The organism is Pseudonocardia thermophila, from assembly GCF_900142365.1.
Taxonomy (GTDB): domain Bacteria; phylum Actinomycetota; class Actinomycetes; order Mycobacteriales; family Pseudonocardiaceae; genus Pseudonocardia; species Pseudonocardia thermophila.
Genome location: NZ_FRAP01000002.1, coordinates 376,636 through 400,609, shown reverse-complemented (window position 1 = coordinate 400,609; position 23,974 = coordinate 376,636). Strand labels below are relative to the sequence as shown.

Sequence of the window (23,974 nt, the reverse complement as noted above, 5' to 3'; positions counted from 1 at the left end):
TTGCCTCGGACGCCGAGCAGCACCTCAGGCGTTCACGTACTCCCTGGCCCAGGCGTAGTCGTAGACGTCGTCGCCCATGACGTCCGGCGTGATCCCCATCCAGGCCAGCGCACCGGGCAGGTCCATCGGCTGGATGTCGCCTGCGAGGAACCGGTCGACCACCGTGGGATGGTCGGCGTAGCGCTCCGGGTCGACGTCGAAGCACCACTTCGAGATGTGGGAGTCGAACCGGTAGACCTTCCCCTTGTACTCGCTCTTGTGCTCGGCGAGCTCGTGCGGCGCGCACGCACCACCGATGGGCAGGTGCGTGACGTTGCACAGGACCGGAAGCGTCTCCGGCAGCGTGGCCGGGACGTCACCGGCCTGGACGTTGGCGATGATCTGGTCCCAGATGTAGCCGAAGTCTCGTTCCCACGTCGGGTACTTCTCGCGCAACCACTCGCGTTCCGCCGGGGACACACCGGCGTTCGGCTTGAAGAACAGCGTCGGCCGGTACCACCACATGCCGAGGTGCATCGAATGATGCGCGGTCTCCAAGCTGCGCAGGAAGTCGTCCCAGTACCACGGCTTCTTCAGCCCGTAGTCCTCGAGGATGCGCTCGTGGTGGTTGACGATCCACTCGAGCATGAACTCCTTGAAGGACATCTTCCGCTGCTCGAGCGGGGTGTAGTAGTCCATCGCGGGCCCGGTCAACGTCTGGAACAGCCGCGTCGACCGCCAGAACGCCACGTCGATCGCCTGCTGCGCCCGTTCGGGATCGTGCTCCATGAGCACCGCCAGCGTCGGGAATCCCTGCTGGGCGTGCCGCGCCTCGTCGGTCTGGATCGACGAGAGCAGGTTGGACCAGTTGATGTCGCCCGCCGCCATGGCGTCTGCCGCCAGTGCGACGAACTGCATGTTCGTGAAACCGTGCTCCACGGTCAGGCTGACGGCCAGGGCCGCCTCGACGCAGTCGGCGTTGAGCATGATGTCGTCGAAGAAGGCCTTGACCGCGCGAATGCCCCACTCGTTGGTGTGGAACGCCTTGAGCGTCCAGTCGAAGCGCGGATCGACCTTCAGCAGCTCGTGCGCGAACCGCAGGTCCAGCTGCGCGTGGCGGGTCTCGTCGAGCATTCCGAACACCCCCAGGTTGCGCCATTTCGGGGTCGGCGCGAACCGACAGAAGCGGCTCTGCATGGTGATCGCCATCTGCTCGACCATGCACGTGCCACCCAGGTGGAGGTGCGCCGAGGCCAGGTGCGCCGGGTCGAGCTTCTCGAATACGCCCGCGCGGCTCAGCGCGTTGCCGACCGCTTTCACGCCGCCCTCCTTCTCGCGCTGGATGCGGACGTAGTCGCGGTACGAGACGCGGAACGGTTCCTCCCAGTCCTGCCAGGCGTCGGCGGGCACGTCGCCGGCGCCGCTCCACGAGGCGGGGAACACCTCGTTCGGGTCGACGTACGAGAAAGTCCAGTCGAGGTCGCGGGACGTCTCGTACCAGTCGTCGCGGTTGAGCAGCATCGCCGTTCCCTTCGCTCGGCAGTGGTTCAGTGCTTGACGCGGAGCACGCAGATGTCGGTGTGGCCGAGCACTCCGTGAACGGAGCCCTCGACGCCGAGCCCCGATTGCTTGATGCCGCCGAACGGCGTGTCAGCGGAGAGCATCGGGTGCTGGTTGACCCACACCGTGCCGGCCTCCAGCCGACCGGCCACGGCCACCGCCCGCTCCTCGTCGGCCGCCCATACCGACGCGCCGAGCCCGAACTCGCTCGCGTTCGCGCGCTCGATCGCCTCGTCGAGATCGGAGTACGTGAAGAGCGGCAGGACGGGGCCGAACTGCTCCTGCCGGGCGAGCGGCAGGTCGTCGCGGACGCGGCGGACGAGCGTGACCGGGTGGAAGAACCCGGGCCCGTCCGGCGCCTCGCCGCGGAAGTACACCTCCGCGCCGTGCTGCTCGGCATCGGCCACCAGGGATCGCACCAGGTCGAGTTGCGGACGGTTCTGCAGCGGACCCATGTCGACGCCGTCGGCGAACCCGTCGCCGACCACCACCGACGCCGCCACGTCGGCCAGTGCCGACGCCAGGTCCTCGGCGAGCGACTCCGGGACGAAGAGCCGCTTGATCGCCGCGCAGACCTGGCCGCAGTTCGACAACCCGCCCCAGTAGAGATCGGCGGCGATCTCCGCCGGATCGACGTCATCGAGGACGATCGCGGCGTCGTTGCCGCCGAGCTCCAGCGTGAGGCGCTTGAGGGTGGGCGCCGCGGCGGCCATGATCGCCCGGCCGGTGGCCACCGAACCCGTGAAGCTGATCTTGCCGATCCCGGGGTGCGACACCAGTGCCCGCCCCAGCTCGTCCCCGCCGGAGAGCACCTGGACGACGCCCGCAGGCAGGACCTCCTGGAGCAGCTCGCCCGCGCGCAACGTGGCCACCGGGGTGTACGGGGACGGTTTCACGATCAGCGTGCTGCCGGCCACGAGCGCCGGGGCGATCTTGCGGAGCATCAGCAGGACCGGGTAGTTCCACGCGGTGATCGCCGCGGTGACGGCCAGCGGCACCCGGTTCACGACGACGGTCTCCTCGTCGTCGTCGCGCACGAGTTCGGTGGGGATGCGGAACTGGGCGTGCGCCTCGCAGTAGCGCAACCCGGACTCGATCTCGCTGCGCGCCCGCCCGAGCGGCTTGCCCTGCTCCGCGGTGACGAGCGACGCCAGCTCGTCGAGGTGGTTCCGCAGGATCGCCACCACCTGCAGCAGGTACTTCTGACGCTCCTCGACGGACAGCGCCCGCCACACCCGGCCGGCTCGCTGCGCCGCAGCGACGGCCCGGGAGACGTGCTCGGGTCCGGCATCGGGGACGGCGACGAACGGAGCCGCCGTGGCGGGGTCCACGACCTCGATGCGCGACGGCGTCGACACCGGTTCGCCGTCGATGCTCATCTGCGGCGCGGACACCTCGGGACGGGGCAGGACCGTCATGTCAGGCTCCTTGCGGACGTCGGACGGGATCGGCCTCGCGATCACGAGGTGGAGGCGGGCCGGAACAGCCGCTGGAACTGCTCCGGCGTGTACTCGCCGGTCGCCGCGGCCCGGGCCGGCTCGGCGATCTTGACCTTGGCCGAGGGACGGGCGGCGATGCGGTCCGTCCAGGCCTTGACGTTGGGGTAGTCCGCCACGTCGATGCCGTGCCCGGCGGCCACCCGGGTCCAGGGGTAGCAGGCGATGTCCGCGATGGAGAACTCGCCGACGAGGTACTCGCGGTCGGCGAGGCGGTCGTCGAGGACCTGGTACAGCCGTCGCGTCTCCGTCAGGTACCGCCCCTTGGCGTACTCCGAGTCGACCCCCACCTGCGGGGCGTACCTGAGGAAGTGCGTCGCCTGCCCCACCATCGGGCCCTGGTTGGCCGCCTGCCAGAACGTCCAGCAGATCGCCTCCCACCGGCGTGCCGGATCCTCCGGCAGCAGCCGCCCCGACTTCTCGGCCAGGTAGCTCAGGATCGCCCCGGATTCGAACAGGGCCAGTGGGCGCCCGCCGGGTCCGTCGTGGTCGACCACTGCCGGAACCTTCGCATTGGGGTTGATGCGGAGGAACTCGTCCAGGAACTGGTCGCCCTCACGGATGTCGGTCCACTTGATCGAATACTCCAGGCCCGTCTCCTCGAGTGCGATCAGCACCTTCCGGACATTGGGACTCGTGTAGTAGTAGAGATCGATCACCGGTTTCCGCTCTCGATTTCGGGACATCTGACGGCGAGCGCCCCCGGCGGCTCAGACGCCGTACTCCTTGCGGATTCGGTCCATGTAGTCGACGAGGTTCTGCCTCGTCGCCGTGTAACCGCTGCCCAGCCACCGCTGCGGCTGGTCGGTCACGTGGCGCAACGTGGAGTAGACCGAGGCGTCGATGGAGCGCAGCTTGTCGCCGAGGAAGTACTCCTTGTCGCCGAGGAAGTCGGACAGCGCGTCGATGTCGGCGCGGAAGAACTCGTAGACGACCTCGGGGGGACGGCGCCCCATCCCCTGCCCGTTGAACTCCGCGACGATGCGCTCGCGGAAGGCGTCCAGCGCCGCGCGCATCTCGGAGGTCACCTCGGCACCCTGGACGATGTAGGGGATGTAGACCTCCCATCCCTCGTCGTGGCGCCACCGGGGCTCGATGACCCCGCTCCAGTAGAGGTGCTCCTCGAGCAGACGGTTCCAGGCCAGCGCGTTCGCCCGCTCCGCCGGTGTCATGTCGGCGTCGAGCGGGTCGCCGTACTTCTCCTTCAGATAGGCGATGATCATGTTCGAGTCGCCGACCTTGGTGCCGTCCTCGTCGACGATGTAAGGCAGCTTGCCGTACGGCGAGTCCTGGTCCAGCGTCGCGAGATCCTGCGTGCGGTGCTCGAACTCCAGACCGGTGAACGTCAGGTAGTTCACGAGCTTGGTGACGTACGGGCTGATGTCAGGAAGTCCCCATGCCGGCACGTAGCCGTAGACAGTGATCATCTTTGACCTTTCGTCGGTGCCCATTCGACTCGCCGCTGCGCGCGGCAACGATCGGAGCTGGAAGTCACCAGTCGAGGTAGCTCCCGTTCGCGTGCTGGAACCGCCCCGCGTTCTCCGCGGTCAACCGGTCCATGTTTCCGATCAGGCCGGCTGCGGCCTCATCGGCCTGGATGTAGGTGAAGTCGCCCGGGAAATCCTTCGTCAGATCGGTTGCCACCATCCCGGGATGCAGCGCGAGGACGTGGATTCCTCGCGGGCCCAACTCGTGATGGAGATTCCGCGCCACCATGTTCGCCGCCGCCTTAGAGATGCGGTAGGCGTACATTCCTCCGCTGCTGTTGTCGGCGAGCGAGCCGACACGACTGGTCACGATGCCCACCTTCGACCCGTCGTGCAGCAGGTCGCGCAGCGCCTCGACCGTCCGCAGCGGACCGAGCGCGTTGATCTCGAACTGACGGCGGATCTCGTCGTAGTCGAGGCTGCCGAACGTGTCGAGCCCCAGCACTCCGGCGACGTGGTAGAGGACGTCGATCGAGACCCTGCGCTCGCCGAGGGCCGCGGCGAACTTCTCCACCGCGTCCTGCGAGGTGACGTCCACACCCCCGTGGACCGTCACACCGGCGGCGGCGAGCTCGTCGTTCCCGACCAGGCAGGCGGCCGTCACCGCGTCGCCCCGTTCGTGCAGCTGCCGCGCGATCGCGTGGGCGATGCCCCGGTCCGCGCCGATGACCACTGCGGTAGCCATGGTCCTCCTCCGGTTCCTCCGCCGCCCGCCGCTCAGGCGGGGACGGAAGCGGTCTCGCCCGCGGGACGGAGGTGCTCGTTGCCGACGATTCCCCGGTCGACCAACTCGGCGATGCGCTCGGGGGTCAGTCCGAGCTCCCTCAGAACCTCCCCGTTGTGCTCGCCGAGCAGTGGCGCCCCACGCGGCGGCTCGACCGGTGTGCCGAGGAAGCGCGCGGGCACCCGGGACTGCCGCAGCGGGCCGGCGACGGGGTGCTTGTACTCCTCGATGCTCCCGCACGCGCGCACCTGCGGATGCTCGATCACCTCGGAACGCTTGAGGATCGGCGCGGCCGGGACGTCGTGGCGCTCGAACCGTTCGAGCCAGTGCGCGCTGGTGTTCGTGGCGAGGACGTCCTGGACCATCTGCAAGCGCTCGTTGATGTGCTCCAGGCGGCCTGCCGGGGTCGAGAACCGCTCGTCCTCGATCCACTCCGCGTGGTCGAGCGCCCGGCACAGGGCCGTCCACTCAGCGTTGCTGTTGGTGGCGACGGTGATGTAGCCGTCCTGGGTCTGGTAGATCAGGTCGATGAAGCTGCCGCCGCGTTCCACCTCGACCGGCTTCTCGAGGAACGTGTAGGCACCCATGTCCGAGGCCCACAGGAAGGAGATGACCGCGTCCAGCATCGACAGGCGGATGTGCTGGCCCTCGCCCGTCCGGACGCGGGCCAGCAGGCCGGCGGTGATCGCCTGTGAGGCGACGATCGCCGACAGCTTGTCCGGCAGGACGGTGCGGATCAGCCGGGGCCGTTCGTGGTCGGACCCCGCCTGAACGGTCGTCAGCCCGGTGAGCGCCTGGATCAGGGAGTCGTACACGCGCTGCCCCGCCAGCGGCCCCGACTCACCCCAGCCGTTCAGGGAGAGGTAGACGAGCTTCGGATTGACCGCCGAGAGCGCCTCGTAGCCGATCCCGAGGCGGTCGGCGACCCCCGGCCGGAAGTTCTGGACGAGAACGTCAGCGGTCCGCACCAGCTGCTTGAGCAGGTCGACACCCTCGGGCGTCTTGAGGTTGATCGTGACCGACCGCTTGGAACGGTTGACGTTCACGAACATCGCCGACATCCCGCGGTGACGATGGGGCAGGTCGCGCACGTGGTCGCCCTTACCGGGAACCTCGATCTTGATGACGTCGGCGCCCTGGTCGCCGAGCAGGTCCGAAGCCCACGGCCCGGACATCATCGTGCAGAGATCGAGGATCCGGTACCCGGTGAGCGGGCCAGCCATTTGTTCCTCCTCGCTCGGACTCCGGCGGTGTGCCGGGCGTCACAGCACGAGGATAGTAGCTACTAATCTTCTTAGTCGTCAACTACTTGCCACTGGGAGGTTTTCTCCTTAACCTCGACGGGACCGGAAGGGGCCGCTCATGCCACTGCCTCGACCTTCGCTGTCCGTCCACGATGTGACCGCTTACGCCGAGTCGGTCTTCACACCGTGCGGCCGGGACCTCGTCGGCATCGAGCTCGAGTGGCCACTGCACCGGCCGCCGGGGGTCGAGACGCGCCCAGCCCACGCCGACCTCGCATCGTTCGACGGTCTGCGCCTCGGCGCCGGCAGCCGCGTCACCATCGAACCCGGGGGTCAGGTGGAGCTGTCCACCGCCCCGTTCCCCACGGCGGCCGGCGCCCTGAGCGCCGCGCAGGCCGACAGCGACGCCCTGTTCGCACTCCTGCACCGGGCCGACCTGGTCCCGTGCACCCTCGCGGTGGACGATCGCCGCAGACCGCAGCGCATCCTCGACAAGTCGCGCTACGGCGCGATGGAGGAGTTCTTCGCCGGGCAGGGCTGGGCGGGCGCGTGGATGATGAACAACACGACGTCGACGCAGATCAACCTCAGCCACGACGCCGCGGACCCCGTCGGCCGCTGGGATCTCCTGCACCGCCTCGCGCCCGTCCTCATCGCCGCGTTCAGCAACTCGCCCGGCGTCGACGTGCACGGACGACGCTGGGCGTGTCTGCGCCAGGCGATCTGGTGGTCCATCGACCCGGGGCGGACCCGCCCGGTCCGCGTCGCCGCCGACCCCGCCCGCGCCTGGGCCGACTACGCGCTCGACGCGCCGGTCATGTTCATCACCGGCCCGGACGACACGCGGGTCGTCCCGGCGCCCGGCCTGACCTTCCGGGACTGGTTGACGCACGGCCATCCGGCGGGCTGGCCAACGGTGGACGACCTGCGAAGCCATCTGACCACGCTGTTCCCACCGGTGCGACCCCGCGGCTGGCTGGAGCTGCGCGTCCTGGACGCCCTGCCCGAGTGGATCCGCTCGGTGGCCGTCCTCGCCGTCGCGACGGCGGTGCGGGACGACGCGCGCCGGGAACTGCTCCGGCGGCTACCGGACACCGGCGGCCTGTGGCTCCCGGCGATCCGCGACGGCCTGGCCGACCCCGCCCTGGCCGGGCAGGCGGAGATCTTCTTCGAGGTCGTGACCGCCCACCTCGACCCGGCCACAGTCGGCCCGGAACTCGCCGCGCGGGTCGCCGAGTTCCGGGCCCGCTACGTCGCGCGCCGGCGTTGCCCCGGCGACGACCGGCCGGTTCCGTTCGACCTGCGTGCGCCGCTGCTGCGCACCGCAGGAGCGGCCTGACCCACCGAGCCCCGGCCCACCGGCAACGGCCTCCTCAGCCACCCTCGGCGCTGTCCTCGTCCGGGTGTTCGAACTCGGCGAGGAGGATCTTGAGCAACCGGCGCAGCTCCCCGCGGTCCCGCTCGGTGAGGACGGACAGCAGCTGGTTCTCGTGCTCCATGAGGTCCGCGAGAACGCTGTCGACCAGCGCCATCCCCTCCGGGGTGAGCTGGACCTCGATGCGACGCCGGTCCTTCGGGTGGATGTGGCGGCTGATCAGGCCTGCTCGTTCCAGCTTGTCCAGGCGCTGCGAGACCCCGCCCGAGGTGATCAGCGACGAGCGCGTGAGCTCCCCGGCCGTGCGCCGGTACGGCGGGCCGGACCGGCGCAGCATCGCCAGGACGTCGAGCGTCACGCGGTCGGTGCCCAGCTCGGCCAGCCGCTCCTTACGCACCCGCTCGAGATGCCGGCTGACCCGCCAGAGCCGGGAGATGATCCCGACCGAACTGACGTCGATGTCCGGGCGCTCCTTGCGCCAGGCGGCTTCGACCCGGTCGATCCCGTCCTCGAAGGAGGCTCGTCGAATGGCCGCGCGCCTGCTCGCCAACGGCGCAACCTCCTCGGTCCGGATTACCTTACGACTAAACAAGTCGTGTCCAGGCTACCGGCCGCGGAGGGCACGAGCCCAGACGGCCCGCCGCCGTCGTCAGGCGCCGTGGCGCAGGACGCGGCGGACCGTCTCCGACGGCAGCACACCGAACCGTTCGCGGTACTGCTGCGCGAACCGGCTGAGGTGGAAGAAGCCCCACCGCACGGCGACGTCGGCGACCGCGACCTCGCCGGCCCGTTCGACGAGCTCGGCGTGCACCCGGTCGAGCCGCACCGCGCGCACGTACGCGGTGGGCGACATCCCGACGACCTCCTTGAACCCGCGCTGCAGGGCACGCGCGGTGACCCCGGCGGCGTGGGTGAGCTCGGCCAGCGTCCAGTTCGCGTCCGGGCGCTCCTCGATCATCTCGATCACCCGCCCGATCTTCGCCCGGGTCGCCGGCCGCTCCGGGCGGTGCAGGACGTCGGTGTAGGAGTTCGGGATCGTCAGCAGGATCTGCGTCAGCACCATCGACTCCAGCTGCTCCCGGACCAGGTGCTGGGAGGCGATGCCGCCGGGTCGGCTCAGCTCCTGCCGCAGGAACGTCACCGCCGACAACAGCGCCTGCCCCATCGGCGTGGTGAGGTCGAACCCGAGATCGAACCGGATCGGCTGCTCCACCGGCTGGTTGATCAGCCGGGAGAGCTGGCCCTCCAGCGAACGCCGGGGCAGCTTGACCGCGTACTGCACGGCCTCGGGGCTCCAGCGGACGGTGAACGGGTCGGTCGGGGAGAACATGACCCCGCCACGGCCGGCGTCCGTCGCGGCGCGGCGGCCCTTCTGCGTGACCATCGTCCGACCGTGCAGGGTCAGGTTCATGTGGTAGCACCCGATCATCGGCGGCACCAGCAGCTCCGAGTCGGCCCCGTACACCAGGTGCCCGACGGTGAGCCGGTCCGACGCGAGGTAGGGCAGCGTGAAGTCGAGCCGGTTCCCGTCCCGGGTCTCGAGGTCGTGCGGGATGTAGACGTCGGTGATGTACTGGTGCGCCTCGTCGGGGTTGTCCGTCACGAGGAGCGGGAGCGCCTCGTGGGACGACGTGTCCACTGCCGTACTGCCCGTCATCGCAACCTCCACAAAGGCCCGCTGTCCGAGCACCGGGCGACGATGCCCCGGCGGTGAGCGAAGGCGAATCTAGGCGAGCCGTGACGGCCGCCACCATCCGCGGAACGACGTAGATGTCCGCGGAACGACGGGTGGGCACGACCGCTTCGCGGCCACCGCCCGCCGCCTCGCGGATAGCGCGGCGCTGCCGGTGACACCTAGTGTCGGGGCACACCACGTCGAGGAGGACGCCGCAGATGCCTGGCGAGCTCGAGCAGTTCCGCATGCTGATCGGTGGGAAGCCGGTCGACGCCGCCTCCGGGCGCACCTTCGAGTCGCTGAACCCCTACACCGGTGAACCGTGGGCGGTCGTGCCCGACGGAGGGCCGGAGGACGTCGACGCCGCGGTGGCCGCGGCCCGCTCCGCGTTCGAGGGCGAGTGGGGGCAGACGACCGGGTTCGCCCGCGCCGCGCTGCTGCGCCGGCTCGGCGACCTCATCGCCGACGACGCCGAGCGGCTGGCCCGCCTGGAGGTCAACGACTCCGGGAAGCTGTACCGGGAGATGATCGGCCAGACCACGGCGCTGGGATCCTGGTACCACTACTTCGCCGGGCTGGCCGACAAGATCGAGGGCCGCCAGATCCCCTCACCCAACCCGAACTACCTCGTCTACACCCGCCGCGAGCCGGTCGGCGTGGTCGCGGCGATCACGCCGTGGAACTCCCCGCTGCTGCTGATGAGCTGGAAGCTCGCGCCCGCGCTCGCCGCCGGCTGCACCGTCGTCGTGAAGCCCTCGGAGCACGCGCCGGTGTCGACGCTCGGGTTCGCCGAGCTGGTCGAGAAGGCCGGGTTCCCACCCGGCGTCGTCAACGTCGTGACGGGGCTGTCCCGCGAGACCGGTGCCGCGCTCGCGGCCCACCCCGGCGTCGACAAGGTGGCGTTCACCGGTTCCACCGCCACCGGCCGCGCGGTCGCGAAGGCCGCCGCCGACAACATCAACAAGGTCACGCTGGAGCTGGGCGGCAAGTCCCCGCAGATCGTGTTCCCCGACGCCGACCTCGCCGCGGCCGCCAACGGGATCGTCGCCGGCGTGTTCGCCGCGACCGGCCAGACCTGCATGGCGGGCTCCCGACTGATCGTCCACGCCGACGTGCACGACGAGCTGATCCGCCTCGTCGCCGACCGCGCGGCCCGCATCAGGCTCGGCGACCCGACCGCACCCGAGACCGAGATGGGCCCGGTCGCCAACGAGCCCCAGTACGAGAAGGTCCTCCACTACCTGGAGACCGCGAAGGCCGAGGGCGCGACCGTCGCCTACGGCGGCGCCGCCGACCCCGGCCTCGGCGGCCTCTTCGTCCAGCCCACCGTCCTCACCGGGATCACCCCCGAGTCCACCGTCTACCGGGAGGAGGTCTTCGGCCCCGTCCTCGCGGCCCTGACCTTCACCGACGAGGACGAGGCGATCAAGCTCGCCAACGACACCCCCTACGGCCTCGCCGGCGCCGTCTGGACGAAGGACGTCCACCGCGCCCACCGGGTCGCGGCGAAGATCCGCGCCGGTTCGGTGTGGATCAACGCCTACCGCGTCGTCGCGCCGTCGGTGCCGTTCGGCGGGTACAAGATGTCCGGCCTCGGGCGGGAGAACGGCATCCACGCCATCGACGAGTACCTGGAGGAGAAGGCGGTCTGGGTCGAACTGACCGGGGGGACGAGGGACCCGTTCACGTTGGGCTGAGGCACCGGAGGGCGATCAGGTGGCGACCGCCTGATCGCTGACGAGGACCTGCCCGACCACGGGTGCGTCGAACACCTCCACCAAGGAGGCGAAGTACTCCTCCGCCCCTGCTCCCCCGACCACGGCCGCGAACTTGACCCGCAGGTCCTCCTCGGACACGGGGTTGTCGCAGACCCCGCGGGGCCGGTCGACGCGGGCGCGCCGGGTTCCGGTGACGGTCTCGACGGTGACGGTGGCACCACCGATCGGCTCGCCGGCGCGGGCGTGGCTGTCGTCGACGACGAGGCGGACCTTCTCGGCCAGTGCGAACGCGTGTGCGTCGTAGCCCATCGCGGTCACGCTCGCCTCCCCGCGGAGCAGAGCGGTCGCGACCGCGTACGGGATCGAGAAGCGGGTGGAGAGCGAGTTCGGGCGAGGCAGGGCACCGATCCGCTCCGCGGCCCCGGACATGACGGCGACGGTGACGGAGCGGATCTCGGCCGGGTCGAGAGCCGGGCGGCGGACCGCCAGCGCGGCCTCGATCGCCGCGTGGGCGTGCAGGCAGGCGCTGTGGATCTTGAAGGTGTTGCGGGTGATCTGGGCGTGCCGCCAGCCGTGGCCGGCGTGCGCCGGGTTCGCCTGGCGGACTCGGCAGCCGAGCGCCGCAGTGAGGGAGTCCAGCACGGTCGCGGACGGGCCGATCCCGGCCGCGGCCAGCTCGGCGGCCCGCACGCCCATCGCGGCGGCGTCGGCGGCGAGGACGTGCCGCACCGTCGCGCCCTCGGTGCACGGGTCCCACACGCCGACGGGCAGGAGGTTCGACGCGATGCGGGCCGGCGGCCCGGGGTCGTCACCCCGGGCGACCGCAGCGCCGACGGCCGCCCCGACCGCACCGAACAGGCCGTGCGGGTGCACCGGATAGCGCAGGTCGTACATCGCGTAGAGGGCTGCGGCGACCTCGTAACCCGTGACGAGGCCGCGGAGCAGCTGCTCACCGGACAGGCCGTCGCGCTGCGCCACCGCGAGCACGGCGGGCAGGACCTGCGCGGCGACGTGCCCGCCCGGTTTGGAGTCCTCGTCGATCTCGAGCCAGACACCGGCCATCGCGTTGACGGCAGCCGCCGCGGCGGCGCCGACCCGGGGGTGCCCCGGCACCGCGACCTCGGCCTGCGGGCGCGGATCGCAGGTCGCGGCGAGGGCGGCGAGCTCCGGAGACCGGCCGCCGGCGATCATGGCGCCGACCGTGTCGGCGAGGACCAGCCCAGCGTGGTGGCGGACGGCCGCGGGCACCCCGGTGGCGACGACCGCGGTGACGTCATGGACGAGGGCCTGCAGGTCCATCGCTTCCCCCGGGGTTCGATGCGCGGTAGCGGACGAAGGGCGCCGTGTCGTCCCCGGTGGGGATGTGGCGCAGGTGGTCGCGGCGGAGCTCGGCGAGGTCCTCCCGGATCCGGATGACCTCCACCGGCGAGGCGAAGCCGTGAGCCGCCGCTTGCTCCGCGGTCGCGGCGTAGACGATCTCCTGGACGCCGGCGGCGACCGCGACGACGTGGCAGACCGGGCACGGTTCGCAGCTCGACACCACGACCGCGCCGGGGAGCGCGGTGGTGCCGAGCGCCCGGCACGCGGCGCGGACGGCGGCGACCTCGGCGTGCGCGGTCGGGTCGTGGTCGCGCAGGGTCGTGTTGACGCCGGTGGCGATCACCTCCCCGGCCCGGACGACGACGGCACCGAACGGCAGCTGCCCGGTGGCGCCGTTCGCGGTGGCGAGCCGCACGGCCTGTTCGACGAACCGGAGCTCGGTGGCGGGTTCCATCAGGAGGCCTCCACCGGGACCCTCCGGGCGTCCTCGAAGAGGTTGATCTCCCAGAGCACCTCGTCGTGCTTGTCGCCGGTGAGGATCGCGGGGAAGCGCTGCGGCCGCTCGGGGGTGCAGCAGGTGGCGAGCGGTTCGAGCACCGTCCACGCGGTCGGGTGGCAGAACTGGACGACGCTGTAGCGGTCGCCGACCTGGTCGGGATCGGCGACGACGCGGTGCACGCCGCGCGGTATGAGCCCGTTGGTGAGGTGCTCCAGCATCTTGCCGGTGTTGATGATCGCGGCCCCCTCGGGTGCGACCGCATCGATCCAGCCGTCTTCCGTCTTGACCTGCAGCCCGCGCGCTGTGGCCCGGGGCAGCGCGGTGATGAGGTCGATGTCGGCGTGCTCGCCCGCCCAGACCTGGTTCCCCTCCGCGTGGTGCTCGTGGATGTCCGGGTAGTGCAGGGCCCGGCTCATCGCCGACGCCGGGATCACCATTCCATCGAAGAAGTTCTCGTGGACCCCGAGCCCCAGGGCGATGATGCGCAGAACGCGGCTCTGCAGATCGAAGATGCGGTCGTGCAGCAGCCGCAGTGCCGCCTCGATGCCCGGGACGACGTCTTCGGGGAAGATCTGGTCGCGGTAGCGGTGCGGGAACCTGCGACGCAGCGGATGCCCGGCGGGCAGTTCCGCACTCCAGTTGTACATCTCCTTCAGATCAGGCTTCCCGACCGACACCGGGGTCTCCACGCGCATTCCGGTGTAGCCGGTCTGCCCGGCGGAGCCGACCACCGTGTACCGGTTCTTCACCTCCGCAGCCAGGGAGAAGAAGGTCTCCAGCTTGTGGTACGCGTCGTCGAGCACGCCGACCGGGAGATCGTGCCGGGCGTAGACGAAACCAGTTTCGAGACTGCGCCGCATTCCGTCGACGATCGCCCGACGGGTCCGCTCATCACCGCGCTCGAATTCCACGACGTCGATCTCAAGAATATGATCCATACAACCTACAATACAATCCGAGAATTGTTATGTCAACAAAAAGGGTACAATTTCGATCAGCGTGTCCCGAAGCCGTACGCGCGGCGGGCGGAACGGATCTGCACCGTCTTCAGGCTGGTGAACTCCAGGAGCCCCGCACGGCCCGCTTCGCGGCCGAAACCGCTCGCCTTCACCCCGCCGAACGGGATGTGCGTCGATCCGTCCAGGTGGGTGTTCACCCACACCGTGCCGGAGCGCAGCTCGCGCGCGACCGCGTGCGCCGTGGACACGTCGGAGGTCCACACGGTGTGCGCGAGCCCGTAGCTCGTCGCGTTGGCCAGCCGCACCGCCTCCTCGACACCGGTGATCTCGGTCAGCGACACGACCGGGCCGAAGATCTCCTGGTGGAACACCGGCGACTCGGGGGTGAGGCCGTCGAGGATCGTCGGCGGGAGGAACGCGCCGCGGGCCAGCTCGCCGCCCGACCGTGCTCCGCCGCGGAGCACCCGCGCTCCGGCTGCCCGTCCCGCGTCGACGTGGCCGAGGACCTTCCGCAGGTGATCTTCATGGATGAGCGGACCGAGATCGGTGCGCTCGTCGGCGGGATCCCCGGTCACGAGCCGGTCGGCCTGCGCGAGGAAGGCCTCGCGGAACCGATCCGCGACGGCGGCGTGCACCAGGATCCGCGGTCCCGCGACGCAGCACTGCCCCGAGTTGAAGAACGCCGCGAACACCGCGGCCTCGACAGCCTGGTCGAGATCGGCGTCGTCGAGCACGACGACCGCGCCCTTCCCGCCGAGCTCCAGGCCGGCCCTGGTCAGCGACGCCCCGGCGGCCGACGCGACCGCGCGTCCGCTCGCGGTCGACCCGGTGAACGACACGACGTCGACGTCGCGGTGTGCGGACAGCGGGGCGCCGACCTGCGATCCGAGGCCGGTGACGACGTTGACGACGCCCGGCGGCACCCCGGCCTCCTCCGCCAAGCGGGCGATCTCCAGCGCGCTGCTCGACGTGAACTCCGACGGCTTCACGACGACCGTGCAGCCGACCGCGAGCGCGTAGGGCAGCTTCTGGCAGAGGATCCCGGCGGGGAAGTTCCACGGGATGATCAGTCCGGCGACGCCGGCGGGCTCGTGCACCGAGTACGCGACGAGATCACGATCGACGTCGGTCCACGACTCGCCGCACTGCGTCTCGATCAGCGCGGCAGCGGTGGCGATGTGCGCGGCGGCGGAGCGGACGTCGGCGCGCGCGAACCGGATCGGCCTGCCTGCCTCCTCCCGGTCGAGCGCGGCGAGGGCGGGTAGCTCCGCCTCCACCGCGGCGGCGAATCGGCGCAGCACCGCGGCCCGCTCCCCCGCCGGCATCCGCGGCCACGGCCCGTGGTCGAACGCGCGCCGCGCCGCGGTGACGGCGAGGTCCACCTCGTGCGCCGAGCCGGCCGCGAACTCGGCGACCGGTTCGCCGGTGGCCGGGTTCTCCCGGACGAGGTAGGTCGCGGAGACCACCGGTTCCCCGTCGATGTGGTGGTCGCGGCGGCGCGCCGCGGTCGAGATCGTCATCGGACCTCCGTTCCCGGCGTCGGCCGGTAGATCGGGCCGCGGGCGACGACCGGGTCGAGCAGGCCGTCGTGCACGGTGCGGACGACGTCGTCGGGATCGACGATCTTCGGTTCCTGGCCGGGGTAGCCCAGAGCCGCCTTCACCCGCGGGGACATGAGGTAGCCGCCGGCCACGACGAGCGCGACGACGTCGAACCCCGCCACGGCGCCGGAGCGCAACCGGGCGACGGCGGACACGGGATCGTCGTCCGCGACGGCGGTCAGCACGTCGGCGAGCGGTGCGACGAGATCGGGCCGAGCGCGCACGACGTCGTCGAGCAGCGTGTCCGCGACGCCGACCTCGGTCGCCGACGGCATGCCGTGGGCGGCGGGGATGAGCTGGTCGGCGATGCCCCCGAGCACCGCCCGCAGCCGGGGGTCGAGCGCCCTCACGCCGGCACCACCTGCTCGGCGCGGGCCTTCACCAGTGCGTCCGCGCAGCGCAGCGCGTTCGCCGCGATCGTCGCAGACGGGTTCACCCCGGACGACGTGGGGAACGTGCTCCCGTCGAAGACGAACAGGTTCGGCACGTCGTGCGCCCGGCCGACCGGGTCGACGACCGACGTCGCGGGATCGGGGCCCATGACCGCGGTGCCCATCAAGTGCCACCCGGACGCCCGGATGTGGCCGTTCAGGATGATCTCCTTCGCCCCCATCTCGCGCAGCACCTCCTCCAGCCGCGCGAGGTGGAAGGCCATCATCGCGCGGGCGTTGTCCGAGGTCCGGTACTCGATCCGGACGCCTGGGACGCCGCTGTCGTCGACCGTGTCCGGGTCCAGGACGACCCGGTTGTCATCGTCGGGCAGGTCTTCGCAGATCACCGTCCAGATCGCGGAGCGGCCGAGCCTGGACCGCAGGGCGAGGTGGAAGTCCGGACCCCAGTGCCCCTCCGCGCCCCACAGCCCGGGCAGCATGATCGACAGGGGTGCCCCGCTCGGCAGCAGGTTCCACTTGGCCCCGCGCACGAACCCGCGCGAGGTGTCGGTCTCGTAGAACTGCAGCGAGTACAGGTGCTGCCCGAGCGGCCCGCGCCAGCTCTCCAGGTCCTCGTCGAAGATGCCGATCGCGTTGCCGAACGGGTGCATCATGAGCCGCCGCCCGACCAGCCCGGACGAGTTGGCCAGTCCGGAGTTCAGCAGGATCCGCGGGGTGCCCAGGGCGTTGGCGCACAGGATCACCACCTGCGCCCGCTGGATCCGCTCGACGCCGGCCTCGTCGACGTACACCACCCCATCGACCAGGCCGGACGCCGTGGGGACCAGCTCACGGACCCGCGCCCGCGTGATCAGCCGCACCCCGTCGGCGATGAGGTCGGGCCAGTGCGTGCGGTCCGGAGAGGCCTTCGCCCCGACCGGGCAGCCGAACGGGCACGCGGTGCTCTGCGCGCAGGCGTGCAGGCGCCCGTAGTCGCGGGTCGCGATGGCGTTGCTGCCGGGCCACCAGTGCCAGCCGAGGCGGTTGAGGGCCTCGGCGCCGCGCCGGCCGACCTTGTTGAGCGGTACCGGGGGCAGTGGCGGCGGTGTGGACGGCGGCAGGGCCGGGTCGCCCTCCAGACCGGACACGGCGAACTGCCGCTCGACCTCGTCGTAGTACGGCGCCATGTCCTCGTAGGTGACCGGCCAGTCGTCGGCCACCCCGTCGAGCGTGCGGACGCGGAAGTCCGAGGGCAGGAACCGCTCCCAGTGCGCCGCGTACATGACCGCGCTGCCGCCGACCCCGTTGAACATCAGCGCCGTGATGTCGGAGCCGCGGTCGTCGATCGGGTAGTCCCCGGGTGCCCGGCGGGTGTTCGGGTCCCAGTCCCAGTGCTTGCGGGCCACCAGCTCGAAGTCCGGGAAGCCGGCGCGGGCGGTCGAGTAGTCGGGCCATCCGCCCTGCTCCAGGCAGACGACGGACATCCCCGCATCCACAAGGCGCCGGGCCGTGACCGCCCCGGACGGCCCGGACCCGACGACGACGGCGTCGATTCGGTCGGCGTCTCGCATGGTCACCTCCTTCACCAGTTCTGCAGCGACTCGGTGAGGATGCGGCCGAGCACGTCCGCGTCCACCGGCCGCGGCGCGCCCGCGAGCAGCCGCTGCTGCTGCAGCGCGCCCTGCGCGAGGGACGGGACATCGGCCGCGGCGTAGCCGAAGTCGGCGAGGCCGCGCGGGCCGCCGATGTCACGCATCAGCTCGACCACCCCCGCAGCGAGATCGTCCGGCGCGCCGAGCGCCTCCGCCGCCGCGCGCTGGGCGTCCGGCACCGCGGGGGCGACGTAGCGCAGGGTCGCGGGCAGGGTCGCCGCGACCGCGCAGCCGTGCGGGACGAACGGCCGTCCCGGCGGGAACCCGGGCGGACGGAAGTCACGCACCTGCGCCGCCACGGAGTACGAGCACGCGTGCGGGATGTGCACCCCTGCGGTGCTCGACCCGATGGCGGTCAGGGTCGCGGCCAGCATCATGTCGGTGCGCGCGGCGACGTCGGCACCGTCCTCGACGGCCTTGCGGAAGCTGCGCGCGACCAGCCGCAGCGCCTCCCGGCACAGGGGGTCGGAGACGGGGTTGGCCCCGCAGTACGTCGGCCGCTCCCCCGTCGCGCGCGGCCGCGTGTCGAACCGGCTCGCCGTCAGCGACTCCAGGACGTGGGAGAGCACGTCGAGCCCGGACGAGACCGTGGCCTCCCGCGGCAGCGTCAGCGTGGTGAGCGGGTCGACGACCGACAGGACGGGCCGCAGCGCGCGGTGGCTGATCCCCGACTTGAGGTGCAGCCGGGTGAGGTCCATGACGCACACCCCGCTGCTCTCCGAGCCGGAACCCGCCGTCGTCGGCGCCGCGATCAACGGGAGCAGCGGCGCGTGCGGGGCGCGGCCCGCGCCGACCGGCGCGTTCACGTAGTCGGTCAGCGCACCGCCGTTCGTCCGCAGCAGGTCGACCGCCTTGGCGGTGTCGATCACCGATCCGCCGCCGACGGCGACGATCCCGTCGACGTCCAGGTCCTTCGTCGCCGCGTGCGCCGCGGCGCAGGACTCGTCGGTCGGCTCGATCGCGACGTCGGCGTACACCTGCACCTCGACGCCCGCGGCGGTCAGCGAGTCGACGGCCCGCCCGGCGACGCCGGCGTCGACGACCTGCCGGTCGGTGACGACGAGCACCCGCTCGAGCCCCAGTCCAGCGGCGTCCGCGCCGATCTCGTCGAGCGCGCCCGGCCCGAACTTCAGTGCTCCCGCGAGCCACCAGAACAACGACTCGCGCGCAACGGTCCCCCACTGATCAGTCATCGGCGCCGATCACCGACAACCGCTGGGAGCCGAGCCCGGTGACCCCGAGCTCGATCACATCGCCCTTCGCGAGGTACCGCGGTGGGTCCTGCAGGTTCCCGACGCCGCCCGGGGTGCCGGTGTCGATCAGGTCACCGGGCTCCAGCACCATGAACTGGCTCAGGTGCCAGACGAGGAACCCGACGCTGAACAGCATGTGCTTGGTGCTGCTGCGCTGCATCGGCTCGCCGTTGACGTCCAGCCACAGGTCGAGCGCCTGGACGTCGTCGATCTCGTCGGGGGTCACCAACCACGGGCCGAGCGGGTTGAACGTCTCGCACGACTTCCCCTTCGCCCACTCCCCGCCCCGGGTCAGCTGGAAGCCGCGCTCACTCATCTCGTTGACGACGGCGAACCCGGCGACCGCAGCGAGACCCGCGGCTTCGTCCGGTAGGTAGCGGGCCTCGCGGCCGATGACGACGCCCAGCTCGACCTCCCAGTCGGTGCGGTCCCCGCCGCGCGGGATCCGCACCTGGTCGTAGGGCCCGACGATCGTGTTGGGCGCCTTGAAGAACACCGTCGGCTCGGTCGGGACGGGGAACCCGGCCTCCTCGGCGTGGTCGGCGTAGTTCAGGCCGATGCAGACGATCTTGCCGGGGCGGCCGATCGGCGGCCCGATGCGGACCGTGGCCGGGTCGACACGCGGGAGCGCCTCGGCCTCACGCAGGACCTCCTCGAGGTGGGCGAGCCCGCCCTCGGCGAAGAACCGCGGATCGTAGTCCCGGATGCGGCTGCTCACGTCGACGATCACGTCGTCCTGCAGCACGCCGGGGCGTTCCCGGCCGGGGTCGCCGAATCGCACGAGCTTCATCTGTCGGTCCTTCCGTATCGATCTGTCAGGTACCGGTCCAGCGGGGGGCGCGCTTCTCGCGGAACGCGGCCGGGCCCTCCGCGCCGTCGGCCGAGCCGAGGGCGCGGACGACCTCGGGCGTCGCGATCTGCGTGATCTCCTCGGGAGCGGGCCGGGTGCTGGCGTGCATGAGCTGCTTGATCGCCCGGTGGGACAGCGGCGCGGCCCGCAGCACGCGCTCGATCCACCGGTCCACCGCGGCGTCGAGTTCGGCGGCCGGCACCACGTCGTTCACCAGCCCGAGGGTGAGCGCCTCCGCGGCCGGGATCCGGCGGCCGGTGAGCACGAGCTCGGCAGCGACCTTCCGCGGGAGGGTCTGCAGCAACAGCGGCACGCCGCCGTCGAGCGGCAGCCGGCCGACGAGCGCCTCCGGCAGCCCGAACTCGGCGGTGTCGACGGCCACCGCGAGATCGGCCCCGAGGACCATCTCGAAGCCGCCGCCCAGCGCGATCCCGTTCACCCGGGCGATGACGGGGACGTGCAGGCTCCGGCGGACCGAGATCCCGCCGAACCCCCCGCGGCGGGGCTCGGTCCAGTAGGCGAGCCCGTCGGCGTCGCCCGCCTTCATGTCCGCACCTGCGCTGAAGGCCCGGTCACCCGCGCCGGTGAGCACGACGACGCGGATCTCTTCCGTGCGCTCCACCTGATCCCACGCGTCCTCCAGTGCGCGCTGGGTCCGCCGGTCCACCGCGTTGCGCACCTCGGGCCGGTCGACGGTGATCCGCGCGACGTGCCCGTCGACCTCGAACCGGACGGTCACGCCACGATCCCGGCCGATCGGAGCGCGGCGATCCGCTCGGCGTCGTATCCCAGCTCGGCGAGGACAGCGTCGGTGTGCTCGCCGAGCCTCGGCGGGGGGAACCGGACGGTCGCCGCCCCGTCGGTGAGCTTCACCGGCGAGCCGACCGTGCGCACCGGTTCCCCGTCCCGGTCGATCTCGACCACCATGCCGTTGGCGTCGGTCTGCGGATCGGCCAGTGCCTCGTCGAGGGTGCGGATCGGGGCGCACAACAGGTCCGCCTTCTCCAGCACCTCGATCCAGTGCTGGGTGGTGTTCCGCCGGAACACCGCACTCAGCTCAGCGTGCAGCTCGGACCGGTTCGCGCACTGGAGCGCGAACGTGGAGAACCGCTCCTGGCGGGTGAGGTCCTCGATGCCGAGCGCGGCGCAGATGTCGGCGATCGGGTCGTCGCGGAACGCCCCCACGAGCACGAGCGCCCCGTCGCTCGTCTCGAACACGCCGGTGTGCGGCATCGCCACCCAGTTCAGCTCCACACCGCGCATGAGCAGGTGCGTCGCCTCCTGCATCTGCATGGCGAGCATCGCGTCGTACAGCGACGCCTGCACGAGCTGGCCCCGTCCGGTCCGTTCGCGGGCGAGCAGCGCCAGCAGGATGCCCTGCATCAAGTGCATCCCGGCCGCGTAGTCGGCGACGGTGGTGGCGTACAGCTGCGGTGGCCTGCTCGGGTCCGCGCGCCGGTGCGTTGCGCCGGTGAGCGCTTGCGCGAGCATGTCCTGGCCACCCTTCGACCGGTACGGACCGGTGAGGCCGTAGCCGGTCCCCACCGCGAAGATCAGCCGGGGGTTGAGCTCGCTCAGCTCGTCGTAGCCGAGGCCGAGGCGCTCCATCACCCCGGGCCGGAAGTTGCTGACCACGACGTCCGCGTCGCGCACCAGCTCCCGGGCGATCACGCGGCCCGCCTGCGTGGACAGATCGAGCGCGATGCTGCGCTTGTTGCGGTTGAGGCTGCTGAACGCCGGGTTGTCCGAGCCGGCCGGGTCGTCCGGCAGGGTCACCCGGGACAGGTCGCCGGTCCCGGGCCGCTCGATCTTGATCACGTCGGCGCCGTAGTCGCCGAGCATCTGGGTCGCCGAGGGCCCCAGCATGATCTGGGTGAAGTCGATGACCCGGACCCCGGCGAGGGGCTGACTGGACACCACGGACGTCTCCTGTCTCGCGTCGACTGCTCGTTCTGCCGCCGTCACCTCGGGAACACCTCCCGGACATCGCGGCCCAGCGCCAGCGCGACCTGCAGCCGCAGCCGCGCCTTGAGCGCGGGTAGCCGTCCGGCGTGGACGGCGCCGAGACCGCGCAGGTGCGCCTCGCCACCGGGCCCGCCGTAGGTGTCGTGCAGGGTCGGACCGGCCGCGCACCGCGAGGCGACGACGACGGGGGTACCGCCGGCGACCACGGCCCCGATCGCCTCGGCGACCGACGGCGGCGTGTGGCCACCCCCGGTCCCCGCGACGACGATGCCGTCGGCTCGCTCCGCAGCGGCCTCGATCAGCGCGCCGTCGGCGCCGGCGTAGATCCACACCAGCTCCACCCGGGTGCCGCCGAGCGAGTCGGGCAGGCCGAGGTGGTCGGAGTCGGCGGGCGGGGCGTTCATCAGCACCCGCCCCTCGACGACGACGCCGGCCGGGCCGGTCTCGGGCGAGGCGAACGCGGCGGGTCGGCTGGTGTGCTGCTTGGTCACCCACCGCGCCAGGTGCAGCTCGTCGCCGAACGCGAGCAGCGGCCCGAAGGCAGCGAGGTCGCGGCGGGTCGCGGCCACCACGGCGGTGCGCAGGTTGGCCCCGCCGTCGTGGCCGGGATCGGCCGGCAGCCGCATCGCCCCGGTCATGACGACGGGGACGGGCACGTCGAGCATCAGCGCGAGGGCGTAGACCGTCTCCTCGATCGTGTCGGTCCCGTGGGTGATCACGACCCCGGAGCACCCGGCGGCCACCTCGGCACCCACCCGGAGCGCGATGTCGTGCATGTCCTGCGGGGTCATCGCACGGCCCGGGATGCGGCGGACGTCGCCGCTGCGGATCACCGCGATCTCGTCGAGGGCCCCGGCGCCCGTGACGATCTCGCCCGCCGAGAGCCCTGCTCCGTTGCGCCCGCGGGCGTCGGCGACGGCGGAGATGGTGCCGCCGGTGCCCAGGACGACGATCTCCGGCAGCATCGTCGGTGCGCTCACAGCTCCCCCTCGATCAGGTCGGCGCAGTCCTCGGCATCGCGCAGCGCGGTGAGCCGGGCGTACAGATCAGCGCGGCCGGGGACCAGCTCGGCGAACTTCGCCGCGAGATCGGCCTCCGTGGCGGGCCGCCCGGGAGCGCCCTTCGGCTCGGTCACCAGGGCGGTGCGTTCCCCGTCCGGGCCGACCACGGTGACGCGGGCGGCGTGCGTGCCGGGGTGACGAGCCTCGAGCTCGGGCTCGGCGGCCACGCGGACCCGGCCGGCCAGTGCGGCGACCTCCGGGTCGTGGTCGAACGACCGCACGCGCGCCGGGTCGCGGCACAGCGCAGCCGCCACCGCGTACGGCAGGGAGAACCGGCTGGACAGCGAGTTGGGCCGGGGCAGGCCGGCGAACTTGGCGTTGTTCGGGACGGTGGCGACCCGGACCTCGGTGATCGGACCCGGCCGGGCGAGGCTGCGCGCCGCCTCCACGGCGCAGTGCAGCGGTCCGGCCACGCTGACGTGCTTGGTGACGGCGCCGTGCACCGCGAGCCGGGCCGGGTCGACCGGCGCTGCGAGCCCGGCGAGGTCCCGCCGCTCACCGGCGACCTGGCCGAACGCTTGCTCCAGCGCGTCGGCGGCGCCGGTGAACCCCGCGTCGGCGAGGTCGACGGAGGTGATCGCGACGAGGTTCGCCAGCCCCACGACGGCGTTCCGCGCGGATGCGCCCTCGAAGCAGGCCGCCCAGGTCGACAGGATCGGCAGGGTCGAGGCCACCCTGGCCGCGGCCACCGGGTCCGTCCCGGAGAGCAGCGCGACCGCGACGGCACCACCGACGGCACCGAGGTGCCCGTGCGGGTGCGCGGGATGGCGGAGCCGGAAGGCCCGGAACAGCCGGGCGGCCACCTCGTACCCGGCGGCCACGGCGACGACCAGCTCGCGTCCTGCGCGGTGCGCGCGCTGGGCCGCGGCGAGGGCCGCGGGGATCACGTGAGCGCCCGCGTGACCGCCGCCGACGAGCCCGTCGTCCAGCTCCAGCGCGACGCACGCGCAGCCGTTGACGAACGCGGCGACGCCGGCCTCGCCCCAGCGATCGCCCGGGACCAGCATCCGGGCCTGCCGGGTGCTCGCCGCCTTGTCCGCGTAGCGGGGCAGCTCGCCGCGGCGCGCGCCGGCGACGGCGGCGCCGACGAGGTCCGCGACGAGCAGCTCGACCCGGCGCACGGTCGGCTCCGGCAGGTCCGGGAAGGTCAGCCCGGCCACCCGGTCGACGAGGTCGTCGAGCACG

The 23,974-nt window shown here is 71.8% G+C and carries 22 protein-coding genes; 2 read left to right on the top strand and 20 right to left on the bottom strand.

Going from position 1 to position 23,974, the window contains the following annotated elements:
- Positions 1-24 precede the first annotated feature (24 nt).
- The 6 genes from BUE41_RS04215 to BUE41_RS04190 form a co-directional block, all read right to left on the bottom strand.
- Positions 25-1,500 carry a YHS domain-containing protein gene (locus BUE41_RS04215; RefSeq protein ID WP_073455488.1) on the bottom strand — a complete coding sequence of 492 codons (1,476 nt, stop codon included), beginning with the start codon at positions 1,498-1,500 and terminating at the stop codon, positions 25-27.
- 26 nt (positions 1,501-1,526) lie between these two features.
- On the bottom strand, positions 1,527-2,957 hold the full coding sequence (locus BUE41_RS04210) for an aldehyde dehydrogenase family protein (protein WP_073455487.1): 1,431 nt from the start codon (positions 2,955-2,957) through the stop codon (positions 1,527-1,529).
- A 41-nt stretch (positions 2,958-2,998) separates the two neighbouring features.
- Positions 2,999-3,721 carry a glutathione S-transferase family protein gene (locus tag BUE41_RS04205; protein ID WP_268794432.1) on the bottom strand — a complete coding sequence of 241 codons (723 nt, stop codon included), beginning with the start codon at positions 3,719-3,721 and terminating at the stop codon, positions 2,999-3,001.
- Positions 3,722-3,745: 24 nt separating this feature from the next.
- A complete protein-coding gene (gene isoI / locus BUE41_RS04200; RefSeq protein WP_073455485.1) occupies positions 3,746-4,462 on the bottom strand; it encodes an iIsoprene-epoxide--glutathione S-transferase in 717 nt (238 codons plus the stop codon).
- Positions 4,463-4,526: 64 nt separating this feature from the next.
- Positions 4,527-5,207 (bottom strand): 1-hydroxy-2-glutathionyl-2-methyl-3-butene dehydrogenase, encoded by a 681-nt coding sequence (gene isoH, locus BUE41_RS04195; RefSeq protein WP_073455484.1) that lies wholly within the window; start codon positions 5,205-5,207, stop codon positions 4,527-4,529.
- Between the two features lie 32 nt (positions 5,208-5,239).
- Positions 5,240-6,469, bottom strand: coding sequence for a CaiB/BaiF CoA transferase family protein (locus BUE41_RS04190; RefSeq protein ID WP_073455483.1), 1,230 nt, complete (start codon positions 6,467-6,469; stop codon positions 5,240-5,242).
- A 175-nt stretch (positions 6,470-6,644) separates the two neighbouring features.
- Here BUE41_RS04190 and BUE41_RS04185 point away from each other — a divergent pair, with 175 nt between their 5' ends.
- A complete protein-coding gene (locus tag BUE41_RS04185; protein ID WP_159444853.1) occupies positions 6,645-7,829 on the top strand; it encodes a glutamate-cysteine ligase family protein in 1,185 nt (394 codons plus the stop codon).
- Positions 7,830-7,863: 34 nt separating this feature from the next.
- Here the strand turns inward: BUE41_RS04185 and BUE41_RS04180 are convergent, their stop codons facing one another.
- Complete coding sequence (locus tag BUE41_RS04180; RefSeq protein WP_084754353.1) at positions 7,864-8,415, bottom strand: MarR family winged helix-turn-helix transcriptional regulator; 552 nt, start codon at positions 8,413-8,415, stop codon at positions 7,864-7,866.
- A gap of 99 nt (positions 8,416-8,514) precedes the next feature.
- Positions 8,515-9,522, bottom strand: a complete 1,008-nt coding sequence (locus BUE41_RS04175) for an AraC family transcriptional regulator (protein WP_073455482.1) — start codon at positions 9,520-9,522, stop codon at positions 8,515-8,517.
- A 236-nt stretch (positions 9,523-9,758) separates the two neighbouring features.
- Between BUE41_RS04175 and BUE41_RS04170 the strand changes: the two genes are divergently transcribed.
- Entirely contained in the window at positions 9,759-11,237 is a 1,479-nt protein-coding gene (locus BUE41_RS04170; protein WP_073455481.1) for an aldehyde dehydrogenase, read from the top strand.
- A 15-nt stretch (positions 11,238-11,252) separates the two neighbouring features.
- Here BUE41_RS04170 and BUE41_RS04165 read toward each other — a convergent pair whose 3' ends face one another.
- Genes BUE41_RS04165 through BUE41_RS04110 form a run of 12 tightly spaced genes read right to left on the bottom strand, consistent with a single transcriptional unit; the run spans position 11,253 to position 23,973 of the window.
- Positions 11,253-12,557: an MmgE/PrpD family protein gene (locus BUE41_RS04165; RefSeq protein ID WP_073455480.1), complete on the bottom strand. Its 1,305-nt coding sequence runs from the start codon at positions 12,555-12,557 to the stop codon at positions 11,253-11,255.
- A complete protein-coding gene (locus BUE41_RS04160) occupies positions 12,532-13,032 on the bottom strand; it encodes a nucleoside deaminase (RefSeq protein ID WP_073455479.1) in 501 nt (166 codons plus the stop codon). Before BUE41_RS04160 ends, BUE41_RS04165 begins: the two co-directional genes overlap by 26 nt.
- On the bottom strand, positions 13,032-14,015 hold the full coding sequence (locus BUE41_RS04155; protein WP_073455478.1) for an isopenicillin N synthase family dioxygenase: 984 nt from the start codon (positions 14,013-14,015) through the stop codon (positions 13,032-13,034). Before BUE41_RS04155 ends, BUE41_RS04160 begins: the two co-directional genes overlap by 1 nt.
- A gap of 56 nt (positions 14,016-14,071) precedes the next feature.
- Entirely contained in the window at positions 14,072-15,556 is a 1,485-nt protein-coding gene (locus BUE41_RS04150) for an aldehyde dehydrogenase family protein (RefSeq protein WP_073455477.1), read from the bottom strand.
- A complete protein-coding gene (locus BUE41_RS04145) occupies positions 15,553-15,987 on the bottom strand; it encodes a hypothetical protein (protein ID WP_073455476.1) in 435 nt (144 codons plus the stop codon). The genes BUE41_RS04150 and BUE41_RS04145 overlap by 4 nt, the downstream gene beginning before the upstream one ends.
- Entirely contained in the window at positions 15,984-17,579 is a 1,596-nt protein-coding gene (locus BUE41_RS04140; RefSeq protein ID WP_073455565.1) for a GMC family oxidoreductase, read from the bottom strand. The genes BUE41_RS04145 and BUE41_RS04140 overlap by 4 nt, the downstream gene beginning before the upstream one ends.
- 11 nt (positions 17,580-17,590) lie before the next feature.
- Positions 17,591-18,853 carry a hydroxyacid-oxoacid transhydrogenase gene (locus BUE41_RS04135; RefSeq protein ID WP_073455475.1) on the bottom strand — a complete coding sequence of 421 codons (1,263 nt, stop codon included), beginning with the start codon at positions 18,851-18,853 and terminating at the stop codon, positions 17,591-17,593.
- Positions 18,846-19,703, bottom strand: coding sequence for a fumarylacetoacetate hydrolase family protein (locus tag BUE41_RS04130; RefSeq protein ID WP_073455474.1), 858 nt, complete (start codon positions 19,701-19,703; stop codon positions 18,846-18,848). The genes BUE41_RS04135 and BUE41_RS04130 overlap by 8 nt, the downstream gene beginning before the upstream one ends.
- A 25-nt stretch (positions 19,704-19,728) precedes the next feature.
- Positions 19,729-20,502: an enoyl-CoA hydratase-related protein gene (locus BUE41_RS04125; protein WP_073455473.1), complete on the bottom strand. Its 774-nt coding sequence runs from the start codon at positions 20,500-20,502 to the stop codon at positions 19,729-19,731.
- Positions 20,499-21,680, bottom strand: a complete 1,182-nt coding sequence (locus BUE41_RS04120; protein ID WP_073455472.1) for a CaiB/BaiF CoA transferase family protein — start codon at positions 21,678-21,680, stop codon at positions 20,499-20,501. Before BUE41_RS04120 ends, BUE41_RS04125 begins: the two co-directional genes overlap by 4 nt.
- Before the next feature lie 44 nt (positions 21,681-21,724).
- Positions 21,725-22,708 (bottom strand): asparaginase, encoded by a 984-nt coding sequence (locus tag BUE41_RS04115; RefSeq protein WP_084754351.1) that lies wholly within the window; start codon positions 22,706-22,708, stop codon positions 21,725-21,727.
- A complete protein-coding gene (locus BUE41_RS04110) occupies positions 22,705-23,973 on the bottom strand; it encodes an MmgE/PrpD family protein (RefSeq protein ID WP_159444852.1) in 1,269 nt (422 codons plus the stop codon). Before BUE41_RS04110 ends, BUE41_RS04115 begins: the two co-directional genes overlap by 4 nt.
- Position 23,974: the final 1 nt, after the last annotated feature.

Coding starts and splice junctions, on each gene's coding strand:
- BUE41_RS04215 (WP_073455488.1), bottom strand. CDS start 1,500: ATGCTGCTCAACCGCGACGACTGGTACGAGACGTCCCGCGACCTCGAC.
- BUE41_RS04210 (WP_073455487.1), bottom strand. CDS start 2,957: ATGACGGTCCTGCCCCGTCCCGAGGTGTCCGCGCCGCAGATGAGCATC.
- BUE41_RS04205 (WP_268794432.1), bottom strand. CDS start 3,721: ATGTCCCGAAATCGAGAGCGGAAACCGGTGATCGATCTCTACTACTAC.
- isoI (WP_073455485.1), bottom strand. CDS start 4,462: ATGATCACTGTCTACGGCTACGTGCCGGCATGGGGACTTCCTGACATC.
- isoH (WP_073455484.1), bottom strand. CDS start 5,207: ATGGCTACCGCAGTGGTCATCGGCGCGGACCGGGGCATCGCCCACGCG.
- BUE41_RS04190 (WP_073455483.1), bottom strand. CDS start 6,469: ATGGCTGGCCCGCTCACCGGGTACCGGATCCTCGATCTCTGCACGATG.
- BUE41_RS04175 (WP_073455482.1), bottom strand. CDS start 9,522: ATGACGGGCAGTACGGCAGTGGACACGTCGTCCCACGAGGCGCTCCCG.
- BUE41_RS04170 (WP_073455481.1), top strand. CDS start 9,759: ATGCCTGGCGAGCTCGAGCAGTTCCGCATGCTGATCGGTGGGAAGCCG.
- BUE41_RS04165 (WP_073455480.1), bottom strand. CDS start 12,557: ATGGACCTGCAGGCCCTCGTCCATGACGTCACCGCGGTCGTCGCCACC.
- BUE41_RS04160 (WP_073455479.1), bottom strand. CDS start 13,032: ATGGAACCCGCCACCGAGCTCCGGTTCGTCGAACAGGCCGTGCGGCTC.
- BUE41_RS04155 (WP_073455478.1), bottom strand. CDS start 14,015: ATGGATCATATTCTTGAGATCGACGTCGTGGAATTCGAGCGCGGTGAT.
- BUE41_RS04150 (WP_073455477.1), bottom strand. CDS start 15,556: ATGACGATCTCGACCGCGGCGCGCCGCCGCGACCACCACATCGACGGG.
- BUE41_RS04140 (WP_073455565.1), bottom strand. CDS start 17,579: ATGCGAGACGCCGACCGAATCGACGCCGTCGTCGTCGGGTCCGGGCCG.
- BUE41_RS04135 (WP_073455475.1), bottom strand. CDS start 18,853: ATGACTGATCAGTGGGGGACCGTTGCGCGCGAGTCGTTGTTCTGGTGG.
- BUE41_RS04130 (WP_073455474.1), bottom strand. CDS start 19,703: ATGAAGCTCGTGCGATTCGGCGACCCCGGCCGGGAACGCCCCGGCGTG.